At 43.8% G+C, this 20118-nt stretch carries 22 protein-coding genes; 4 read left to right on the top strand and 18 right to left on the bottom strand.

Annotated features, from left to right (window positions below; all coding sequences use genetic code 11):
• Positions 1–21: 21 nt before the first annotated feature.
• Positions 22–954: a c-type cytochrome gene (locus tag INP77_RS00310; protein ID WP_228518621.1), complete on the bottom strand. Its 933-nt coding sequence runs from the start codon at positions 952–954 to the stop codon at positions 22–24.
• 116 nt (positions 955–1070) lie between these two features.
• Here INP77_RS00310 and INP77_RS00305 point away from each other — a divergent pair, with 116 nt between their 5' ends.
• The gene (locus INP77_RS00305) at positions 1071–1970 is read left to right on the top strand and encodes a LysR substrate-binding domain-containing protein (protein ID WP_194746728.1); all 900 of its coding nucleotides are present in this window, start codon (positions 1071–1073) and stop codon (positions 1968–1970) included.
• Between the two features lie 17 nt (positions 1971–1987).
• On the opposite strand, the gene INP77_RS00300 is transcribed toward INP77_RS00305, so the two are convergent.
• The 14 genes from INP77_RS00300 to INP77_RS00235 all read right to left on the bottom strand — a co-directional run bounded on the left by INP77_RS00300 (position 1988) and on the right by INP77_RS00235 (position 14033).
• On the bottom strand, positions 1988–4246 hold the full coding sequence (locus INP77_RS00300; RefSeq protein WP_194746727.1) for a TonB-dependent siderophore receptor: 2259 nt from the start codon (positions 4244–4246) through the stop codon (positions 1988–1990).
• A gap of 44 nt (positions 4247–4290) precedes the next feature.
• Positions 4291–5040: a PEP-CTERM sorting domain-containing protein gene (locus INP77_RS00295; RefSeq protein ID WP_106288040.1), complete on the bottom strand. Its 750-nt coding sequence runs from the start codon at positions 5038–5040 to the stop codon at positions 4291–4293.
• Between the two features lie 27 nt (positions 5041–5067).
• Positions 5068–5859: a PEP-CTERM sorting domain-containing protein gene (locus INP77_RS00290; protein ID WP_106288041.1), complete on the bottom strand. Its 792-nt coding sequence runs from the start codon at positions 5857–5859 to the stop codon at positions 5068–5070.
• A gap of 216 nt (positions 5860–6075) precedes the next feature.
• Positions 6076–6462: a DUF2946 domain-containing protein gene (locus tag INP77_RS00285; RefSeq protein ID WP_228518620.1), complete on the bottom strand. Its 387-nt coding sequence runs from the start codon at positions 6460–6462 to the stop codon at positions 6076–6078.
• 118 nt (positions 6463–6580) lie between these two features.
• A complete protein-coding gene (locus INP77_RS00280; protein ID WP_194746726.1) occupies positions 6581–6919 on the bottom strand; it encodes a carboxymuconolactone decarboxylase family protein in 339 nt (112 codons plus the stop codon).
• A 92-nt stretch (positions 6920–7011) separates the two neighbouring features.
• Positions 7012–7701 (bottom strand): DsbA family oxidoreductase, encoded by a 690-nt coding sequence (locus INP77_RS00275; protein WP_194746725.1) that lies wholly within the window; start codon positions 7699–7701, stop codon positions 7012–7014.
• An 81-nt stretch (positions 7702–7782) separates the two neighbouring features.
• Positions 7783–8415 carry a hypothetical protein gene (locus tag INP77_RS00270; protein WP_194746724.1) on the bottom strand — a complete coding sequence of 211 codons (633 nt, stop codon included), beginning with the start codon at positions 8413–8415 and terminating at the stop codon, positions 7783–7785.
• A gap of 97 nt (positions 8416–8512) precedes the next feature.
• The gene (gene lpdA, locus INP77_RS00265) at positions 8513–9967 is read right to left on the bottom strand and encodes a dihydrolipoyl dehydrogenase (protein WP_194746723.1); all 1455 of its coding nucleotides are present in this window, start codon (positions 9965–9967) and stop codon (positions 8513–8515) included.
• A 23-nt stretch (positions 9968–9990) separates the two neighbouring features.
• The gene (gene lipA / locus INP77_RS00260) at positions 9991–10944 is read right to left on the bottom strand and encodes a lipoyl synthase (protein ID WP_194746722.1); all 954 of its coding nucleotides are present in this window, start codon (positions 10942–10944) and stop codon (positions 9991–9993) included.
• 67 nt (positions 10945–11011) lie between these two features.
• Positions 11012–11395, bottom strand: coding sequence for a glycine cleavage system protein H (locus INP77_RS00255; RefSeq protein WP_194746721.1), 384 nt, complete (start codon positions 11393–11395; stop codon positions 11012–11014).
• A gap of 31 nt (positions 11396–11426) precedes the next feature.
• On the bottom strand, positions 11427–11813 hold the full coding sequence (locus tag INP77_RS00250) for a rhodanese-like domain-containing protein (protein WP_194746720.1): 387 nt from the start codon (positions 11811–11813) through the stop codon (positions 11427–11429).
• 55 nt (positions 11814–11868) lie between these two features.
• Entirely contained in the window at positions 11869–12411 is a 543-nt protein-coding gene (locus INP77_RS00245; protein WP_194746719.1) for an OsmC family protein, read from the bottom strand.
• A gap of 404 nt (positions 12412–12815) precedes the next feature.
• Positions 12816–13175 (bottom strand): c-type cytochrome, encoded by a 360-nt coding sequence (locus INP77_RS00240; protein WP_194746718.1) that lies wholly within the window; start codon positions 13173–13175, stop codon positions 12816–12818.
• 57 nt (positions 13176–13232) lie between these two features.
• Positions 13233–14033 (bottom strand): quinoprotein dehydrogenase-associated SoxYZ-like carrier, encoded by an 801-nt coding sequence (locus tag INP77_RS00235; protein ID WP_194746717.1) that lies wholly within the window; start codon positions 14031–14033, stop codon positions 13233–13235.
• A gap of 95 nt (positions 14034–14128) precedes the next feature.
• Between INP77_RS00235 and INP77_RS00230 the strand changes: the two genes are divergently transcribed.
• The 3 genes from INP77_RS00230 (at position 14129) to INP77_RS00220 (ending at position 17498) form a co-directional block, all read left to right on the top strand.
• A complete protein-coding gene (locus INP77_RS00230; protein WP_194746716.1) occupies positions 14129–14737 on the top strand; it encodes a TetR/AcrR family transcriptional regulator in 609 nt (202 codons plus the stop codon).
• A gap of 65 nt (positions 14738–14802) precedes the next feature.
• Entirely contained in the window at positions 14803–15969 is a 1167-nt protein-coding gene (locus INP77_RS00225; RefSeq protein ID WP_194746715.1) for an MFS transporter, read from the top strand.
• A gap of 281 nt (positions 15970–16250) precedes the next feature.
• Positions 16251–17498 carry an OmpP1/FadL family transporter gene (locus tag INP77_RS00220; RefSeq protein WP_194746714.1) on the top strand — a complete coding sequence of 416 codons (1248 nt, stop codon included), beginning with the start codon at positions 16251–16253 and terminating at the stop codon, positions 17496–17498.
• 62 nt (positions 17499–17560) lie between these two features.
• On the opposite strand, the gene INP77_RS00215 is transcribed toward INP77_RS00220, so the two are convergent.
• The 3 genes from INP77_RS00215 to INP77_RS00205 form a co-directional block, all read right to left on the bottom strand.
• Positions 17561–18271 (bottom strand): TIGR02391 family protein, encoded by a 711-nt coding sequence (locus INP77_RS00215; RefSeq protein ID WP_194746713.1) that lies wholly within the window; start codon positions 18269–18271, stop codon positions 17561–17563.
• Positions 18255–18518 (bottom strand): hypothetical protein, encoded by a 264-nt coding sequence (locus INP77_RS00210; RefSeq protein WP_194746712.1) that lies wholly within the window; start codon positions 18516–18518, stop codon positions 18255–18257. Before INP77_RS00210 ends, INP77_RS00215 begins: the two co-directional genes overlap by 17 nt.
• Positions 18519–18782: 264 nt before the next feature.
• Positions 18783–20117 (bottom strand): sigma-54-dependent Fis family transcriptional regulator, encoded by a 1335-nt coding sequence (locus tag INP77_RS00205; RefSeq protein ID WP_194746711.1) that lies wholly within the window; start codon positions 20115–20117, stop codon positions 18783–18785.
• Position 20118 lies beyond the last annotated feature (1 nt).

The following is a 20118-nucleotide window of genomic DNA, read 5'->3' as shown; positions in this document are numbered from 1 at the left end:
TTGAAGAGTTAAGAAACTCAGTTAAAAGTTGAAGGGGCCGAACTTGTGCTGACTTTGGGGAATTGAATCAGCATATGGCGGGTAAGGACTATCTTTTGGCTTTTTGGTTAAGTCAGGGTAATCATTTTCTTTATTGAGCTTTTCTGGTCGAGGATGATTATTGATAAAGGCTGCAACGTCATAAGCCTCATCGTCTGTTAACAGTGGCTCATTTGCATGAATACCAAATGGCATGTTGCCTTTAATGTATTTGGCAGCGGTTAGAATCCTTGCCATGCCGGCACCATCATTGAATGAGTCAGGCCCCCATAATGGAGGGAAGATGTAGCCACCCTCACGCAATCCATTTGCCCCCAGCTTGCCTTGACCATCAGCACCATGGCAGCTGATACAATGTTTCCCATAAATAACTGCGCCATTGGTAGGACTTGCAGCCCTTGCAGGTATCTCAAACTTTGTGAAACCCTGTCCGATGATACGTTTGCCTACAGGCGTGCCTTGGCTTAGATGTTTCATGTAGGCCACGATGGCATGCATCTCTTCGCTTTCAAGTTTCAATGGTTTGCCATTGAGACTTCTTTCAAAGCATCCGTTAATCCGCTCTTCAAGTGTTGCTAAACGCCCTTCACGGCCAAGGAAGATAGGAAATACATTCGTCAGACCCACATAAGGTGCTGCAAATGGTTTAGTGCCGCTGTTCAGATGGCAGTTTGCGCACGCAAGACGATTGCCACTGGTTGGATTATTTGAATATGGTCCGAGCAGAGCATAGGTCTCGGATATCAGTGTTTTTCCATACGCAGCTAACTTCCCTTGTTCAGTCTCAGGGAAAGGCGCTGCCTGAAAGTCTTCAGGAATTGACTCTAGACCTCCTGCGTACACTATTCGTGCAAACAAAAGAAACATAAAAATACAGCCATAAACTATGGAATGAGGGGCTTCTCTTGATGACAAGTCGAAATTCCTTGTGAATCCAATACAGTTAACCGATAACACTATACATATTGATTATTAATAAATAAAATTAATAAAAATTGTTAATATTACAAATTAATTTTGTATACATAAAAATGCAAATTACACTTAGACAGCTACAAATTTTTGTTCAAACGTCCAAGAGCGGCAGCACTATTGCTGCAGGTAAAAAAATCGGCCTAACGCAGTCGGCCATTAGTGCGTCCATATCAGAACTAGAAAAAACCCTGGGCATGCCTCTGTTTGATCGAATATCAAAAAGAATCTTCATCAATGACCACGGTAGAGCATTTCTTCCTAAAGCACTTGAGCTGCTTAACTCAGCAAATCACTTACAAACCACATTTCAAAGTAACCAACCTTCACTTTTGGAGATTGGCGCAAGTTTCAGTATTGGCAATTATTTACTCCCCCAATACTTGTCAAAATTGTGGAAGGCACAAAATGTGAACCTTGGAATTGAAGCCTCTCCACTCAAAATCACTGTGGCAAACACAACGGAAATTGCCAACAAGGTCGCGAACTTTGAAATTGATTTAGGCCTCATTGAAGGCACTGCTCAACATCCAGACATTCGAGTTGATCGATGGATTGAAGATGAGTTAGTCATTGTCGGCTCTGCTCAGCATCCATTAGTACGAGCTTTAGCTGGTAAATCCGCAACTTATACGCAGCTCAGTAAAGTGAATTGGCTACAAAGAGAGCCTGGCTCAGGTACCCGTGAAATTCTTGAACAGGAACTGCTAATTAACTTACCCTTCATCAAATCGAGTCTAGAATTTAATGATCATCAAGCTATTAAACAAAGTGCCGCTGAAGGCTTAGGAATTGGCTGCCTATCAAAATTCGTAGTCAATGATTATCTTGAAAACGGAAAGCTCGTTCAGATCAAAACGCCAAAATGCCCAATCATCAGACACTTCAGCATTTTGATGCACAAGCAAAAACAAGTGACTCCTGGAATGCGAGTGATACTTGATCAACTTGGAGCATAGCAAAGTCAGTTTTCTGTTCAATATAAGAATGTCACGGCCACATTTGCTGAGCGGCCCATGCCTGGAACATTAATCCCCCATGGAATAATCCCTGACGTCATAGAAAACCCTTGGCCAAGATAAGCTCCCCCTAACGGCGAGTAATAAAGCTTATTCAGAGCATTCTCCAGACTCAAATCCACTTTCATGAATTTATTGCTGTAGCTAGTCCTTAGATTAAGCAAACCATAGCCATCTGTTTCTGTCTCATTTCTAATTGCTGATACATGAGTCTTGGCAGACACCATTTGAACCTCAGCCTGAGAAGTCCAACCTCCTAGTTTATGCTCCAGTGTGAATCGGCCATTCAACGGCATGATGTGGTACAAGTTGTCTCCGGTACTCGTATCCTCTCCTCTCACGTAACCCGCCATTGACTTTGCAGTCCACTGCCCGAATTGGCCATCTGTCACCAATACTCGATACGCAGAAAAATCCATCCCATATAACCTCGCAGATTGATTCGCATATTGGAGTGTCACGAAACCGTCAGTTCTGGTTGTATTTGCTGTTCCGCAACTAGCTAAAGTGCATCGCACTGCATTAATATAATCTTGGACATAAGTTAGATATACGCTAGCCTTCGTTCCCCACATGGAGCGATTTTCATCATGCCAATCCAAGGAGAAACTGGCTGTGTGAGCTACTTCAGGTTCAAGCGACGAATTACCTATGTATGCATTACCATCACCTGCAAAGTTGTTCATCAATGCAGCCATGGTGAAGGAAGACCATGGGTAGAGCTCATAAACGCTAGGAGATCTGCTTTTTCTAGCCAGGCCAAACTCATACGATTGAGTACGATCAGGCGTGTAGCGGGCTAATGCAGTCCAATCGTAATTTTGATCTCGTCTTCCCTGAGCCTTCGCATTGAACGCATTTGCATCCGTTTGATATACCCCAGGGCTGTAGCCCTGAACCTTCCCTGCATCAGCATTGATGATATCCGTTCGTAAGCCAAGCGAAGTCACCCAAGTCTCAGTCCAGTTACTATCAACCTCAGCAAATACACCAACTCTATCGCGCTTTCCATTTCTGACATTCCAAAAATTATCGCAACACATTGATCCCGGCCCCATGCCCTGTACAGGAGGCCACCAATCATCCAATTCATAGAGTTTGAAATCCCCCCCTACTTTGAACAAATGATCATTCCAGAATGGAAGTGATGCAGTAAGACTACCCCCTTCGGTCTGTGACTCAGAGAGCATGGGCATAGCGGGCATTGCATAACTTCGCTCGTATGACATATCCATGGCATGCTTAACTCGCTGCCGGAACAATTTGAGATTCAAGTCACCCCAATCAAACAAACCTGTATATCTGAAATTGAAGGACGTGTTTTCATTATTGGTCATGTCCATACGCTGGTTCGGAAATCCTTCGAACCCTACGCTTTGCTGACTAATCCCTAATTGGAATAAATGACCATCACGTTTGAAAGCCATATCCAGAGACTTGTTAACCGAGCCTGATATCGAACTAGATCCGACCTCATCTAAATCTGTTTTCTCCAAACCATTACGTAAAACTGGCGCCCATGTACTTGCATCTTTGAAATTCTTCGCTGCCCTATAATTTGAGGAGCTCAGATGAGACTCTGAGTACTGGAAGCTCAGTTGATCGGTAGCAAAGCCTGCGGAAGCGTTCCAACCATGTGCATACCCATTGCTTCTATAGAAGGTACCAACACTCCCATTTATAAGCTGCTTTCCCACCTCAGCAAAGACTGGACTTAACGAGGACACTTGTATCGTCCCACCAATACTATCCCCTCCCTCGCTCACCGGTGTGATTCCAGTAAAGGCTTTGACACTCCCAACTTTTACGGGATTAATATATGAAAGAATAGAATTCATGTGATTTGGACATGCTGCAGATAGGTCCATACCATCTACTTGAATCTTCAACCTTTCATCTGCCAACCCATGTATGGCTGGTAAAGCGGAGATCGCACCGGCCTCATTCACAGTCAGCCCAGGAATATCCTCTAACAAACGCGTAGTGTCCAAGGTGGTGGAGCTACGCGTCTTGATATCTCGCTCACTTATTTCTTTACCTGACAACGGAACAGAGTGCGCCCTTACGCCCTCGACTTCGACGACAGGAATATCCAACGCTGCAGATACTTCAGCAGTATCTGCATATGAGGGGGATGAAGCTAATGTAAGAAATATGACACTAAGCTGCACCGAAGCACTTAGTTTGACCGGTTGATATTTTGAGTGTGTCTTCATATGTGTCACCGCGCCTGAGCTCAGGCGCGGCATTCCTCCTTAATTTATCTACTGAGGGTTTTTTGTCTGGAAGACAGACCCATAAAAGCTAAACCCAGTAATAACATTGCATATGTCTCTGGCTCAGGTACTGGAACAGTCGTCATACTGATAACTTGTGAAAGTGGATAGCCACTCATGGTGCCAACTGAACCATAACCACTTGCTGAAGTACCTGTCATACATGAAGCACCCATGATTCCACCTGCTGAGCAATCTGCATAAGCCAGTTTGTTGATCTGAGCCTGAGTCAGTACCGTTAATGGATTATCAGGAACGAAAATTAAGGCGTAGGCATTACCTGGATTAGCACCTGCTGATGGAAAGCCATAGTAGATACCGCCAGCGGCTACTCCGGATGCTGGGCTCCATCCATTTCCACCGGCTCCTGTCCAAAAGGTATTTGTACTGTTATTTTTGAAAGTTGCTGCAAAAGTACCTCCCAAGGAGGCGTCATACCAAGAAACCAATTGGTAGTTCAAACTCAACCAAGTCATATTGTCGGCACCATTGATACCTGTACTTGCGTTGTAATTGACTGATCCAGTCATAGCCTCACTTAACTTTCCTGCTAAGCTAGTGATGGTTTTTGTAGTACTGTCATAGTTAAATGAACCCACAAAATATGTGTTTTTAGGCTGGGTGTCTGGCTCAAACCAAGTGGTTGTAATGTTGTAAGTTGCAACCGTGGCGAAGGCTGAATTGCTCAGTGCTAAAAAGGCTGTAGTGGCCAATAATTTATTAATAGTATTCATATCGATTCTCCAAATTTTGTAAGTGATTTAATGTGCTGTTGCCTTGCTGGAACGCCTAACCTGCCAAGCCAAGAACGAAAGACCTGCCAACATCAATGCATAACTAGTTGGCTCTGGAACTGCAGCAACAGATAACGTGGCGGAAAGTCCGTAATTGCGGACTGAGTTCAAAACATCGGATTTATTGGCAATGTCATTACCACCTACAAAGATGCTGTAGTCTCCTGCTGATAGGAAAAAGGTGCCTGTGACAGAGTGTGTAGTTGAGGACACTGAGCCTTGATATGTAAAACTCGTTAATGCACTTTCAACACCTGAAGGATCCCCATCTCCACCAATCTTCCAACTGCCTATGGCATTCCAAGAGCCATTAGTTGCACTGAAGTCAGAACCAGGCCCAATATTTGCCTGAGCCCATTCACTACGCCATGCCAACGATGCGGCAGAAGTGTCATAGTCCGCGCTAGTTTGAGGTGCAGGAAAAGGAGTTAAGGCCGCAAGACCAGAGTAAATAGAAAACCCTGGGATCAATCCGTCTACGGAGCTAGCTGTAGCGGATGGGTTTGCTATCACCGAGAAAGTTACCCATGCATCATTTAATAAGCTGAAACTAAAAGCTTTTGATTTGTGACTGTCACCCAAATTACCGTCAGCCGCATCGGCCCACGCATAATTGCCAGAAACAGCCTGATTACTGATAGTCGCACTAGCATTCTCAAGCCCCGAGAATGTCCCAAAGGCTCTACCGGTGTAACTTAAATGCGCAAACGCGCTCTGTGACATCGTAAAAAATGCCACCAAAACTAATGATTTTTTCATCTAACCTATCCTCTTGTTTGCTTCATTTAGGCGGATCAAATGAACTGAATAATTTCCTGTAAATTAGGAGTAAATATTCAGCCAAAAATAATCCGGTCAGCACGAAATGTGTGCTTTAAGGTTGAGTTAACAAGCGGTTTCGCCTGCAGATACGCATGACACGCCAATGGAAGGAGTGACCTGATCTCGCTTATCTGAAGAACGACTGCTTGAAAACTAGCTGAAGAATCGAGGGGGAGCGCGGGTTGTATGCGCTGTAGGTTTGAAGTTTGATACGACAGGAGCTTTATAGCTACTTAATGCAATCTTGGTCTGTGCAAGTTGAAATAATACAAATGAAGGATTTTGTGAAGGCACAACCACTTGATCGGCCGAGATATGGCAAAACGGACAATGGTTTAAGTGATGATCTAGTGAAATTGGTTTTTCAGATGGCTTGTATTTAATAAAAGTGGAAATTTGTTTACCTTGGGTAGTAATCACCTGTATTACTTTAGTGCCTTGAGTAGAAGAGCAAACTTGTTGGATGAAACTTGTTTGGTTATGCATTGGAAATGCGATACTCAAAGTAGGCACGAGGCTGATCAAAAGCATTGCCATCATGGCAATCCTTGCAATCATTCGTTGTACTTTTTGATTTCCCATATCCAATTTTAGCTTCTACTAGATTTTCAGATTATTATAATTCACCAGTCACCATTGGTGCCTGGTGATCACTCTCTTACTTGGTTACACTTTTCACAGCGTCTAAAGCACGCGCTGAGTATACCAATGCTGCACCTGCGTTCATCGCTACTGCTACTCCCAATGCCTCAGCGATTTCCGCCTCAGTTGCACCTGCTTTTACGGCAGCTTCCGCGTGAACAGTAATACAACCATCACAGCGCGTTGTTACGGCCACGGCCATTGAGATCAATTGACGTATTTTCTCATCCAGATTATTTGTTTTAGAGCCAGCTTTGCTAGCCATCATGTATCCGCCAACCGTATCTGGAGATAACTTACCCAAATCACCAATACGGCCCATTAGTTCGGTTCTATAATTTTCCCAGTTCATCATTTTTGTTTCTCCTGTTTCATTTATCGGAATCTCTGTTAACAGAGGTTATTTCAATAGATACTTCCATATCTATTGGAATGCGCCCCAATCATTCAATCACAGCCATTTAGGCCACATACTTGTGCACGTTCCTGGCTGGAGAGCTGCTGAGAGATCTTTAATGAATTTAGCGACTCCAGAATAGTTTCTGCAGGATGAGCACCAGACACAACGACTCGTCCATCAAACACAAACAGCGGAACACTACTTCCATATCTTGAAGATGCTGCTTCATCTTGATATACAAGTGCTTCCAGCCTTTTGTTTTGCCAGGCGTCGTCAATCACCACTGTTGAAATACCAGCTTTGATTGCAATTGACTTCAAAGAGTCTTTATCAAAAATAGACTTTCCATTTGATGTTGACTCCTCATAAAGCAGCTCAACTAGTGCGGCCTTACGTTTTGGATCAATGATTGCTTTCACCAATGCATGTGCTTGCAACGTATCCCCAAAAAGCATACTTTCGAAGTCATAAACCAAACCTTCAACTGCCGCCTGCTCTGCCACCATCCCCATAAGCTTGTTTGCTCTAGCTTCACTTCCAAACTTTTGGGCCACAGCGCTAGTAAATGATTCTGGCGCAGCATTAACAGACAGCCTAAACGCTCTATAAATGATCTCGACTGCATTTTTGTGCTCAAACTTTTCAAGTGCTTGTTCAAGGCGCCGCTTGGCAATCCAACACCATGGACAAATGAAATCAGACCAAATCTCGATCGTTATCACTTGTTGCGTCGTCATTAAAGTTTACCTCTCATCAGATTGAATAATTAGCCTGCATCGTTAACATACCATCCGGTTGGTATTTATGCAACTGAAGTATTACGATTGCTTAGATCCAACAACATTCATTCCTACGCCATGCAATCTGCCATTAGTATCAAGCTGGTATACAAGGGTCTGCCCTGTCATCGCTATTGAGGTGAAGTTCAAACCCAGCATTTCTGCAGCTAATGAAAGGTAACCTTGTATAACGTGGGTGTCTCTCCAAACCTGATTCTCTCCACCACTGATATACGAAGAGGTTTTACCAGGCTCAGCTACAAGCATAATTAACTCACCTTCCTGAATGTCAACCGCTCTATATAAGCTTCTCAGAGGTTTGGGGCTTAATCGCGTCACCGCCTCAAGGGTATGGTTGAAAGGGTTATATCTGCGTAAAACCTGCTCTCGTTGGTTCCAAGTCAGCATCTGTATCGGATAAACACTAGACTCTTCAAAGCATGGTCTCAAGCGCTGGTAATGGCGCATAGTGTGTTTCTCTGAAAACTGTTGCCTGGAGGTTAACCAAAATAATGCTCCAAGCGTCTCCAACGAAACCAATTTGAAGGCCTGTTTGGAATTTGCCCCAAATGGAATGTGGTCTACGGTATACGCCTGATAGTTTTCCGGGACTGGCAAGTGGATAGTGTCAGAGGATGCCCAATCAAAAGCTTGATATTGCTCATTTACCATACCCCTTCCCCCAGAACTTAAGACAACTGGTTTACTATTCATAATGACATCGACTCAGAGTTGGATGGCATCCGACGACGAATGCCATCTCAAGTGGTTAGGCGGCCTTATTCTGCTTTTTAACGTACAGGTCAGTAATCGTGCCCAAATTCATTTCCGCTGCGAAACAAATGGTTTCAGACAGCGTTGGATGCGGATGGATTGTTTGGCCAATCTCCCAAGCTTTAATAGAAGATTCGATTGCCAACACTGCTTCGGTAATGAGCTCACCGGCATTGGTACCTACAATTGCAGCACCTAGTAACTGATTGGTGTATTTATCAAAGATCAGTTTGGTCATGCCTTCTGTGCGATTGATAGACATCGCCCGCCCACTCGCAGCCCAAGGGAAAGAAGCAACCTCAACACCGATACCGCGTTCTTTGGCTTCATTTTCAGTGATACCTGCCCAAGCAATCTCGGGGTCTGTATATGCAACTGATGGAATAACAGATGCAGTGAACTCAGTGGTGTAGCCTGCAATAACCTCGGCAGCAATCTTGCCTTCATGGGTGGCTTTATGTGCAAGCATTGGATTGCCCACGACGTCACCGATAGCAAAGATGTGAGGCACATTGGTACGCATACTTTTATCTACCGGTATAAATCCTCTTTCATCGATATAGACACCGGCATGTTCCGCTCCAACTAAATGACCATTTGGCTTACGGCCAATGGCAACAAGCACTTTATCAAAGACTTCATCCTCAATATTATTGTCGCCAGAGAAACCAACATGGATGCCATCCTCTTTAGGGGTGACGTGATCTACTACGGTATTCACCATGATTTTTTCAAAACGTTTGGACATGCGACGATGTAGTGGCCGAATGACATCTTTGTCACTTCCCTTCATCAAAGTAGGAGAGCGTTCAGCGATGGTGATACGTGAACCAAGTGCATCGTATACTGTGCCGAGCTCAAGACCGATAATCCCACCACCCACGACAAGCAACCGCTCTGGAATGTCTTCTAATGCTAATGCCTTTGTCGAATTCATAATGCGAGGATCGTTTGGAACACCCGGCAAAATTGCGGGTGAAGAACCTACAGCAATAATCGCATTCGTAAATTTGATGATTTGAGTAGCTGAATCAGAGGTTTGGACTTTCAATTCATGAGAAGAGATGAAAGTGCCTTTACCTTGAATGACCTGAACTGAACGTTGCTTGGCCAATTGATTTAAACCTCCAGTCAATTGATCTACAACATTGTTAGACTTCCAATTCCTGAGAGCATCCAGATCAATAGTTGGCTTCGTAAACTTGATTCCGTGTGCACTCATTTCTTCTGCTTCTGTCAGTACCTTCGCAGCATGAAGTAATGCCTTGGACGGAATGCAACCAACATTCAAACACGTGCCGCCCAGAGCATCCCCTTTATCAACTAACACAACTCGGAGTCCTAAGTCTGCCGCACGAAAAGCTGCCGTATAGCCACCCGGTCCAGCGCCAAGAACCAATACATCTGCTTGGATTGCATCCGGTGTGTGATTTGTTTCTACTTTATGCATTTATTTTCCTCTGATCATTTTGTTTATAAATCCGCTGTTGCCTTTTGATTACCTATTAATGGTGAGGCTTGTTTATCAGCGTGGTAAGACGAACGAACCATGGGCCCACAAGCCGCATGCAAGAAACCAAACTCTTTGGCTTTCTCTGTATAAAATTCAAACTTTTCAGGAGTTATATATTCTTTCACTGGCAAATGGTGCTCACTGGGTTGGAGATATTGCCCAATCGTCAACATGTCGACTTCATGGTCTCTCAGGTCCTTCATCACATCCAGGACCTCTCTTTCGGTCTCCCCTAAACCAACCATTAATCCAGACTTGGTTAATACTTGCGGATTGTCTGCCTTGTAACTTTCCAGCAAACTTAGCGAGTGAAGATAGTCTGCCCCAGGCCTAACTTGCTTGTATAAGCGAGGTACCGTTTCAAGATTGTGGTTAAGCACTTCAGGAGGATGTTGACTCAAATTCTCTATAGCCACTCCTAACCGACCTCTGAAATCCGGGACCAGTAACTCAATGGTTATTTGTGGGTTTAACTGCCTTACAGATTTCACGCACTCCATAAAGTGCTGCGACCCGCCATCTAGTAGATCGTCTCTATCCACGCTAGTAATAACAACATACTTCAGCTTCAGGGCTTGAATAGCTTCCGCAAGATGTAATGGCTCTAGCTGATCTGGAGGTTTTGGCCTTCCGTGAGGGACATCACAAAAGGGGCAGCGCCGGGTACAAAGATCTCCCAGAATCATGAATGTAGCAGTACCCTTGCTAAAACACTCAGCAATATTGGGGCATGATGCCTGTTCGCAAACAGTCACTAGACTCTGCTCTCGGAGCAGATTTTTAACCTCCATAAACTTAGGCCCGTGGACTGGATGCATCTTTATCCAATTCGGCTTCTTAAGTCGGGGTTCGGGAACAATCTTAATTGGAATCCGAGCAGTTTTGGATTCGCCAGTCTCCCTGATTTCTGTCATTGGTCTCATTATTTCCAACCATTTAAAAAGCCCATTATTCAGTAGGAAATAATGGGCTTTGTATTAGTTAAACTCCAACGGCTGCCTTATAGCCGTCAACATCGATCAGAAGATCAAGCTCGCCTGGATTAGACATTTTGACTTTAACAATCCAGCCTTTGCCATGAGGATCATCGTTGATCAAAAATGGCTCTGAAGTGAGTGTTTTATTGACCTCCATTACCACGCCACTAACAGGCGCAATAAGGTCGGAAACTGTCTTTCGAGATTCCAGTGACCCAAATGGGACACCAAGAGAAATAGTGCTACCAACTGTTGGAGGGTATACCTCCACAATGTCACCTAATGTATCTTGTGCAAAATCGGATACACCGATTAACACGTCATCACCCTCGATTTTTTTCACCCATGCGTGCTCGATGTGATACAAACAATCATTAGCTAAACTCATACAAACCCTCCTGTTATTATTTATGTAGTTATTATTTACAGGTCGCTGGCAAGCCGTCTTTATTCCATTGCTCCATTCCACCAATCATGGAAACGGCCAGGCTGTAACCTAGCTTTTGGATGGACTGAACTGCAAGAGCGCTACGTGACCCGGATCTGCAATACACAAGCATTGGCAAATCTTTCTTCTGTAAATGTTCAAGCTCCTTGGAATTCTCAGGATCCAGTTTGAATTCCAGAACGCCACGAGGGACATTAACTGCACCAGCAATGTGCCCTTCAGCAAACTCACCTGGTTCACGAACATCCACTATCAAAGTCTTAGAATCTTTGATCATTTCATTCGCTTTATTGACATCAACTTCTTGAATGTCTTGTTTTGCCAATGCCACCATTTGTTTAGAGGTTAGAGTTTCCATATTTCATTCCATGTAGATACGAGAAGCTCACTGTTGCCAGTGAGCTCTATGGGGTTTATTGATTTAAAGCAAGAGAATGAATGGGATTACCATTCAGAGTCGTTTGGCCAGTTACCTTTTGAGCACGGGCTAAAATGTCCATAACAGGACAATGACCTTCAACAACCTCAATCAACTGCTCAATTGCTTTAGGGTCTGCTGAGCTACGGAGCGTAGTTGTATAAGAGATTTGTTGATAACCAGCACTGATTGACTGATCAATGCTCAGCAGGCCTCGCAGGTCCAGGTATCCTTTGACCTCTACTTTGCACTCATCCAGCTGGATACCCATGAATGCAGAGTACGCTGAGTACATGATTTCCTGGCAGGTGCCTAGTGCAACAAGAACCAGTTCTACTGGGTTCATGCCTTGATCACCACCACCCAGATCTGGCGGCTCATCAATGGTTAATGGAGGGAAGTTACGAACCGTTGCAGAACAACGAACATCCTCTTCTAATTTTGTTGAAGCACGGAAAACTACCCGTGATGCAGCTGGATTTGTTTTAATGTTTTCGATCAAACTACCTAAAGCGTGTTTTACTGACTCCTGAGACATTCTTAAACCCTCCTTGGTCGATTCATTTAGATTTTTAATTTGTACTTCGCTTACAACATTTGCGGATTTGTACCTCTTCCCGGTAAATCGGCGTTCCTTTTCAGCAAGACTGATGCCAAGCTAGATAAATGCTTGTTTTGTAGAGAGTTAATCGTTTTACGTTTGATTTAGTGCGTTCTGAACTGCGGTTAGCAGTGCCAAAAACGACATGCATATGTCGGATATGGCATGCAGATTGTCAAATTTGGCAAACGCTTGAAGGCCTAATAAAATGCTGAGAAGAGAGAGTGTTTTGCCCATTGTTAGACACGTTATGTCTCCCAGAAATGAGACAAAGTAGAACTGCTAACCCTTACAAAGCTGAGACTAGGCCTTGTAAGCTGTTAGGCCTGACTATTGAGATGTTATTCGACGAATTTACCGGCAGGATGTGTTTGATAGTATGGACATGCACGAGACTTTTGCGCAAAGTAAGCCGCCAACTGAACAACTTCCTCTTCAGTGACATCTTTGGCATGCGGCACTCTTAACTCAGCTGGTTGATTTTGTTGTCGGTACTCGGTCATTTTGGAAATGAAATATCGTTGATCCAACCCTGCAATACCAGGCACTAGTGAGTCACTTAGAGTATTAACCCCATGGCACGAGGTGCATGAATTCGCTATGGACTTGATCTGGAGGTTTACAGCGCCTGCATCCCCAGCTTGAAGGGTAGAAGAAATTACTGAAGCAATCAAAAGTGAGAACAAACGACTTGAATACAATTTGATTTCCTCAGTCAGCAGACGCCGTAAACTCTATTTTAGTACGCTATTTTTTACCTAGTTGACACTTACATCCGTCGAAGAAGTAAAAGTACCTCCTTCGTTATCTTTAATCACCACGGTAAGCTTGCCTGGCTCATTTGTTTTCAGGGGGAATTGAATATTTGGGTCTTCGCTCATCCCAATAAACGTGTCGGCATCCATGACAATCTTGTCATTGAATTTCGCAATAATTTTATTGATGAAAAATGCTGGTCTGAAACCTTGCGACACCAGATCGCGTTGAAGACCTGTATACATTGGGTGTTTGATCAATAAACGCGCCATTGCGATGTTCTGATCATTAGCGTCTGGTGAAACAGATAACCGCATTTTTCCAGCTGCTTGCTTAGCCGCTGCTTCGTCATCACCAATTGAACCTCCACAACCACCTGTCGCACGAATCGCAATTTTGTTCATCAAGTACTGCCCATCACTCGTTTCCGCGACCACATGGACAAATGAATCAACTTCAAGACGAATTCTTGTATTTATTTCGGCGCTTCCCGATTCAGGAGTGAAATGATAAACCGCCACCAATGGCACTGGATTTGCATCGGCAATAACAGAAACTGCCTTGATGTAGTTTCCATTTGTCATTGGGTGATTAATTTTGAAAGAGAATGGCACCTGTGCACCACTCTCAGCGCGACGAGGCGCCGTTAATTGAACTGAATCAGACTCTTGTAGCTGCTTATTAGGGAAATAATCGTTCTGCATTTGTCCCCAGTATTTATCGACAGCTTCAGCACTGGCTCCGAAAGATAGAGTTAGTGCAAAAATTGAACTGCAAATCAATGATATTTGTTTTACATGCATTTAAATTCTCCTGATTAACATACCTTCTGGTTGGTATGTTATTATTATGGTATTATTTGTCAATACCCAAAAGAACTAATTCTGGAGAACCTACGATGGCTACAACTAAAGCAGAAGCAGCTGCAGCATCCAAGGCTCGCATCCTCGAAGGTGCGCAAGATTTAATAATGAATCGCGGCTACGCAGCTATGACAGTTGATGCCATTTGCCAATCTGCTGGCATTACTAAAGGTGGCTTCTTCCATCACTTTGCCAATAAGGAGGCCTTAGGCGAGGCGGTATTAACAAAGTTCTGGGCGGATGTGGAAGAGCGTCAGGCTGCAGCTCCATATCATGCTAAGGCAAATGCGGTTGAATTCCTGGAAGGTTATATTGATCACGCAATCCTTTCGTACCAGGATCCAAAACTACAACAAGGTTGCATGCTTGCCATCTTCACTATGGAGCTGGCTGAAAGTAATCAAGCGCTGTTTGAGATTGCTTCAACGCATTTTGCTACTTGGCGCAAAGAACTCATTGAGATGTTCAATAAGGTTGCTGAACAAACGGGTCAAAGCATCGACGCTCAGACCTGGAGTGATTTTTACATTTCCACCTTGGAAGGCGCTTTGCTGTTAGCTAAAGCTAGTGGCGACCCCAAGTCTATTACTCGTTCACTAACCCTCTATAAGAAGCTGTTGATCGATTCAATTCGCAAATCGTAATCTTTCAACGAGTTTTACATTGCCCAAGGTTACGTTCACCTCGGCAATGATGGAGTGTTTGTATCATGGCTTTTTCGCTTCTAAGCTTTCTATTTTTCATATTCTTTTTTGCTGCGTCTGCCATTTCCCCAGCATATGTAATGCTGCAACATGAATGGCATTTCAATAACTTCCAGATGACGGTAGCTACTGCGGGTTATAGCCTCCCCTTACTTGGAAGTTTGCTCTTATTCGGACCGATGTCTGATTACATAGGAAGGAAGCCATTACTACTAGCGGGATTGATCATACAAACCGCTGCCATGCTGCAATACTGCAACATGGACGGCATTGATGACCTGATTATGGCTCGTGTTGTTCAAGGAGTAGGTACTGGAATTATCAATGGAGCTCTTGCGGCCGCCATTATTGATCACTCCCCTATTAATCGAAAAGAGTGGGGGCCTTTTGTAACAGGGCTTTCACCACTACTTGGACTCTCCGCAGGGGCGATCCTATCTGGACTTGCATTGCATTACTCCAATAGCCCAATCCAAATCCTCTTTGGAACATTGGCATGCACTACATTGATAGGTTGCATGCTCACTCCATTTTTGAAAGAAACTGTAACGCCGAGGCCGGGAGCATTACGCTCAATGATTCCTAGCGTAAAGCTTTCAAAAGCCTCAAGAGAGGTTGTTATTCGAAGTACTCCGATATTAATCATGACCTGGGCTACTGGATGTCTTTACCTGGCTTTCGTGCCGTCCATATTCAGCCGACTGTTCGATATTCAAAACGAGACAGTTATGGGACTAACAATCGGAATGCTATACGGGACTGCAGCACTTTCAACGATCTACTATCGCTCGATGGAAATGCGCAAAATAAACCTTTATGCATTGTCCATGCTGATGGGCGGCATTACTCTTATGCTGACTTCAGAGTTAATGCAATATCCTCCCCTGTTTTATCTCAGCACGGTGATTACGGGATTCGGGTTCGGAGGAGGCTTTTCCACATCTTTGCGAGACATTGGCACAAGAGTATTGCCACACGAAAGAGCGGCAGCTTACGCCGTAGTTTTCATCATAAGTTATTTCTCCTTTGCCCTACCCGCTTTAATCGCAGGATACACAGCAGACCTTATTGGCCTGATAAATACCACCATGCTATTCGACTGCTTTTTAATGGTTGTAGCTCTTTTGGGCGTTTATTTACAAACGAAATCCAGCGCAATCCCCACTATCTAACGACTCCACAAACTGAGAGGGACAAAAATGTCCCTTTCCATCCCTCTCACAAAAAAATCTATGCCAGATTTGGCATTTTTCTTCCTTTACTTCAAACGGGCGTTTTAACGATTTTTGTTAATTAGTTGCTTAATTTCAATTGCTTGCGCCGGTTGGCCTATCAATTGCTATGTAAGCCCAGCTGCTTACAGCTAGTTACATATTTGTAAGGTAACGATTAACAATTAACCAATGGCCATTTGACTCTATGTAGTTGAGCCAATTCCAGGAGGGAAGAAAGTATGCGTACGTTAAGTACAATTAAAAAAATAGCTTCACCAATTAAATTTGCGGTTGCGGGTCTCTTTGTATCAACTTCTGCATTTTCAGCAAACTATGGTACTGATCTGAACAATACAATGCTGCCAGCTGCAGGGGGTGTAGCAGGCGTTTCAATTGCTCACTCAATCGAACCAGCTGCTGCAGTTTTCGGCAACCCTGCAACTCTTACCCAATACAATGAAGGTACCAAATTCAGCTTCGGAGCGACCTTCTACAAGCCAGATGTTAAAGCAAGCCATAACGGCGGTAATACAGGCGTGCCTTGGAGCGGTAAGTCCAAAGCAACCAATTACTTGGTTCCAACGATCGCGGTAACACAAGCCTTCAGTGACAAAATGGTAGCTGGCCTGGGCTTAACAGTTCAATCAGGCATCGGCTCAGATTTCCGTGATAAACCTGGCAGCCTCAATCCAGACTCAGAATTACTGGTATTCACTGCCAATGTAGGCTTAGGCTACAAGTTGACTGACAACCTTTCTTTAGGTGGTGCAGTTACTATCGGGAATGGTTATCTGCAAATGGGCCTGTCTTCAAATACAGCCTCAAGCCATGGTTTTGGCGTAAGAGGTACTTTTGGTGCTAAATACGATGTCACAGACTCCACAAGCTTGGGCGCGTACTACAGAAGCCCTTTGAAAATCAAATACGACAATGTCGTTGATAATGGTGTTGCTATCGCTCCAGGCAAAGGTAATTTCTGGGACGTCAATGTTGAACAACCACAGGAGTTTGCAATCGGTATATCGAACAACTCTCTGTTGGATGGCAACCTGCGCATCGGCGCCGATGTGATTTATAAAGACTGGTCTTCAGCAGATTTGTACAAAGACATCTTCCGCGATCAAACAATTTTTGCCCTGGGTGGCGAACTGAAAACTGGTGCGGCGAAATGGCGTCTTGGTTATACCCACGCTCGTGATCCAATTAAGAGAAATGTTGGCTCCTCAATCGCAGGGGTCACATCTATGGGTTCACCAGTAGGTACCTTAACGCTGAATCCATCATTAGTGCAGTACTTCCAGGCAACCAATGCTGAACCAATCTGGGAAGATCAAGTGACTGCAGGCTTTGGCTATGCGCTTACAGAGTCTCTCGCCTTGGATACACATGTCGCATTCGCACTCAAAAACCGCGAAACAATCGGCTTCACTTCTGTATCAGCGAGCACTTGGCAAGCAGGTTTGGGTCTGACTTGGTCCTTTAAGTAATATCATCATTGAATCTCCAAGTTGCATAGAGCCCATGTTGGTGGGTTCTATGCTTTTTTAAATTACCCCTCTGAAACTAATTGAGCTTCCTCAATTTTTCGCATCAACATACTTGCAAACACCAGATATTGAGCTGCTGTTACCTCTGTCATATCATGATCTAAAGTATGTGCCTGTGGATTCCTAATCCCCTGATAAGCCCCTCTTAATATCTGCATAAAACCTTTTTGATCGCTCTTTCCGGATTCTGTGTTTATATCGCTGAAAACTAAACAAGGTTTATCTATTGAGAATGCTTCGTTAATTAAGGTACTTCCGTCCTCCTGTAGACCGCTCCTTTCGCGAATAAAATCAAATAGAGCAATCATTGAATTCAGCACAGCCTCTCGCAAATAACCGTCATGATAGAGTTTTAGTGGTATTTGAGCGATCCTTGCATGAAGTAGAAATGAAAAGTCGCCCAGTATTGGTTGAATACGATAGTAATCCTCGACGCTTTGCTTTTTGAGAGGCTCTCTCCGACTTTTCACCTTCTCAATAGCATCAACCAAAGTGCGGTATTTGAGTATAGACTCAGAAGGCATCACATATGCGTCTTCCAAAGAAAGATCCGTAGATCTGCCCCCAAAAAATGGCAAGTCATACAAGAATTCAGCAAAACGGTTAATGAGCACTCTAGGATAATGAAGCTCTTGCTCTATATCTCGCAGATACAGAATTGAGTCTGGCTCGTCGCGGTATGTGTGAACCAACATGTTAAATATCGGTTTCATATTGTTCAATATAGTGAGCTGCCGCTGGCTCCATGTCACAGATCAAACTCAAGGATTCAATTTTGAGATGGTAAACATCACCCTGATTTGTAATATATGTATTGGTCTCAAGATAATCCAAAACCTCTAGATAGTCAGAATTGCCGACTCTGAATTTTTTAACTACAAAAGGTGTGTCACTGATTTCGTTTCGAAATACCTTTACTAAAAGGTCAATGTGAACTTCTTCCAAAAGAGTGTTTTTCATTTTCTAAAGTTAATTTATAAAGGCAGTTTTATCATTCAAAATAACGATAGATTTATACTACGAAAGCATCATCTTCGGTTAAATCTAGAACGGTTTGCGGCTATGCAATTAGATTTAGATTTGGGCATCTATGGAAAAAAGTGCCCAAACCTCCTGAATCAGAAGAAATGGGCATAGCAAGGATGCACGCAAGTCAAAATGACAAGCATCCTTTGGCACGACTCCAGAGAAGAATCAAAATTGAGTCAAAGTAAAATTACTAGCCTACTCTACAACCTGGCTCTTAATCTCTTTGAGTTTGCGATAAAGTGTCCGTGGGGTTAGACCAAGCTTATCTGCCAAATCTCTTTTGGAATCATTACTTTCGCTCACTGCCCACTGTAAATACATAGACTCCAACTCATCAAGAGGGAGAATATCACCTCTGAAATACTTATTAGATGATGGGTGGTGGCTCTGATCTGGAAATACTTCATCAGGGGTTAAATGATGCTTAGAAATCACCTGGGAGTCGCAAAGCAGTATTGCTCTATCGATCATATTGCGAAGCTCTCTGATATTGCCTGGGAAAGAATAGCTCTGCAGAAACTGCTTAGCACTGTCCTCGAAAGTCATCTCTTTGTTTGGAGAGAGTTTTTTCTGAAAGTACTCAGCTAAGATCAGAATATCCTCTGGCCGGTCCCTAAGAGAAGGGATTTGAATTGGGAAAGCGTTGATTCGATAATACAAATCCTGCCTAAAGGTGCCCTCTTGGACCATTTTTTTCAGGTCTCGGTGAGTAGCTGAAATTAAACGGAAGTTAGTGCGCTTAACCTCCAAGCCGCCAACTTTTCGATATGTGCTGGACTCAAGCAATCGTAAAAGTTTCACCTGCTGACTCAGTGGAATATCACCCACTTCATCAAGGAACAACGTACCGCCATTGGCCATTTCGACCAATCCTTTTTTTTCATGATAAGCGCCGGTAAATGACCCTTTCTCATGTCCAAACATTTCACTTTCAAAAAGCGTCTCAGTCAGGCCTGAACAGTCAACGATAATAAAACTATCTGCACTCCGCGTGCTCTTCTTGTGCAGCAGATGAGCTATAACCTCTTTGCCAGTACCCGACTCACCCAATAAAACTACTGGCGTATCACTACTTGAGGCTCGCTCAACCAATCCCAAAACACGCGTAAACCATGGACTTTTACCAGCAACACAGTCGGGGCTATGTTGTTTGAGATGATGATTTTGATTTCTCAATGTCTCGATATAAAAAGCCGGCTGACCTTGCTCATCCAGGATCGGAGTTAGCTCAACATCCACGTGTTCTCGGCCTCTAGGAGTGTGATGGATGTGAAATACACGGTGCGTTGATTTCGTCTCTTTTGCGACTTTTAGTGGACAAGATTCACCTTGTTGATCGCATGGTTTGAGGTAATGGTGCGAAACCTCGTAACAGTGTTTTCCTTTAAGCGGCTTCCCCTCCCCAAATATCTTCTGATATGCGTGGTTTGAAGCAATAATCTTGTAGTCTGTCCCAAGCACAAGCCTTGGCTCAGGTAGTGAATTTAAGAAATCAAGTAGGTCTTTGCTTACTGTTATTTCAGTAGTCATG

Source organism: Methylophilus sp. 13 (genome assembly GCF_015354335.1).
Lineage (GTDB): Bacteria > Pseudomonadota > Gammaproteobacteria > Burkholderiales > Methylophilaceae > Methylophilus > Methylophilus glucosoxydans.
This window is presented reverse-complemented; position numbering and strand designations above follow the sequence as displayed.

Excerpts from the sequence above, each read along its gene's own strand:
- INP77_RS00305 (WP_194746728.1), top strand. The coding sequence starts at position 1,071 with ATGCAAATTACACTTAGACAGCTACAAATTTTTGTTCAAACGTCCAAG.
- INP77_RS00300 (WP_194746727.1), bottom strand. The coding sequence starts at position 4,246 with ATGAAGACACACTCAAAATATCAACCGGTCAAACTAAGTGCTTCGGTG.
- INP77_RS00295 (WP_106288040.1), bottom strand. The coding sequence starts at position 5,040 with ATGAATACTATTAATAAATTATTGGCCACTACAGCCTTTTTAGCACTG.
- INP77_RS00290 (WP_106288041.1), bottom strand. The coding sequence starts at position 5,859 with ATGAAAAAATCATTAGTTTTGGTGGCATTTTTTACGATGTCACAGAGC.
- INP77_RS00285 (WP_228518620.1), bottom strand. The coding sequence starts at position 6,462 with ATGATGGCAATGCTTTTGATCAGCCTCGTGCCTACTTTGAGTATCGCA.
- INP77_RS00280 (WP_194746726.1), bottom strand. The coding sequence starts at position 6,919 with ATGATGAACTGGGAAAATTATAGAACCGAACTAATGGGCCGTATTGGT.
- INP77_RS00275 (WP_194746725.1), bottom strand. The coding sequence starts at position 7,701 with ATGACGACGCAACAAGTGATAACGATCGAGATTTGGTCTGATTTCATT.
- INP77_RS00270 (WP_194746724.1), bottom strand. The coding sequence starts at position 8,415 with ATGGTAAATGAGCAATATCAAGCTTTTGATTGGGCATCCTCTGACACT.
- lpdA (WP_194746723.1), bottom strand. The coding sequence starts at position 9,967 with ATGCATAAAGTAGAAACAAATCACACACCGGATGCAATCCAAGCAGAT.
- lipA (WP_194746722.1), bottom strand. The coding sequence starts at position 10,944 with ATGACAGAAATCAGGGAGACTGGCGAATCCAAAACTGCTCGGATTCCA.
- INP77_RS00255 (WP_194746721.1), bottom strand. The coding sequence starts at position 11,395 with ATGAGTTTAGCTAATGATTGTTTGTATCACATCGAGCACGCATGGGTG.
- INP77_RS00250 (WP_194746720.1), bottom strand. The coding sequence starts at position 11,813 with ATGGAAACTCTAACCTCTAAACAAATGGTGGCATTGGCAAAACAAGAC.
- INP77_RS00245 (WP_194746719.1), bottom strand. The coding sequence starts at position 12,411 with ATGTCTCAGGAGTCAGTAAAACACGCTTTAGGTAGTTTGATCGAAAAC.
- INP77_RS00235 (WP_194746717.1), bottom strand. The coding sequence starts at position 14,033 with ATGCATGTAAAACAAATATCATTGATTTGCAGTTCAATTTTTGCACTA.
- INP77_RS00230 (WP_194746716.1), top strand. The coding sequence starts at position 14,129 with ATGGCTACAACTAAAGCAGAAGCAGCTGCAGCATCCAAGGCTCGCATC.
- INP77_RS00225 (WP_194746715.1), top strand. The coding sequence starts at position 14,803 with ATGGCTTTTTCGCTTCTAAGCTTTCTATTTTTCATATTCTTTTTTGCT.
- INP77_RS00220 (WP_194746714.1), top strand. The coding sequence starts at position 16,251 with ATGCGTACGTTAAGTACAATTAAAAAAATAGCTTCACCAATTAAATTT.
- INP77_RS00215 (WP_194746713.1), bottom strand. The coding sequence starts at position 18,271 with ATGAAACCGATATTTAACATGTTGGTTCACACATACCGCGACGAGCCA.
- INP77_RS00210 (WP_194746712.1), bottom strand. The coding sequence starts at position 18,518 with ATGAAAAACACTCTTTTGGAAGAAGTTCACATTGACCTTTTAGTAAAG.
- INP77_RS00205 (WP_194746711.1), bottom strand. The coding sequence starts at position 20,117 with ATGACTACTGAAATAACAGTAAGCAAAGACCTACTTGATTTCTTAAAT.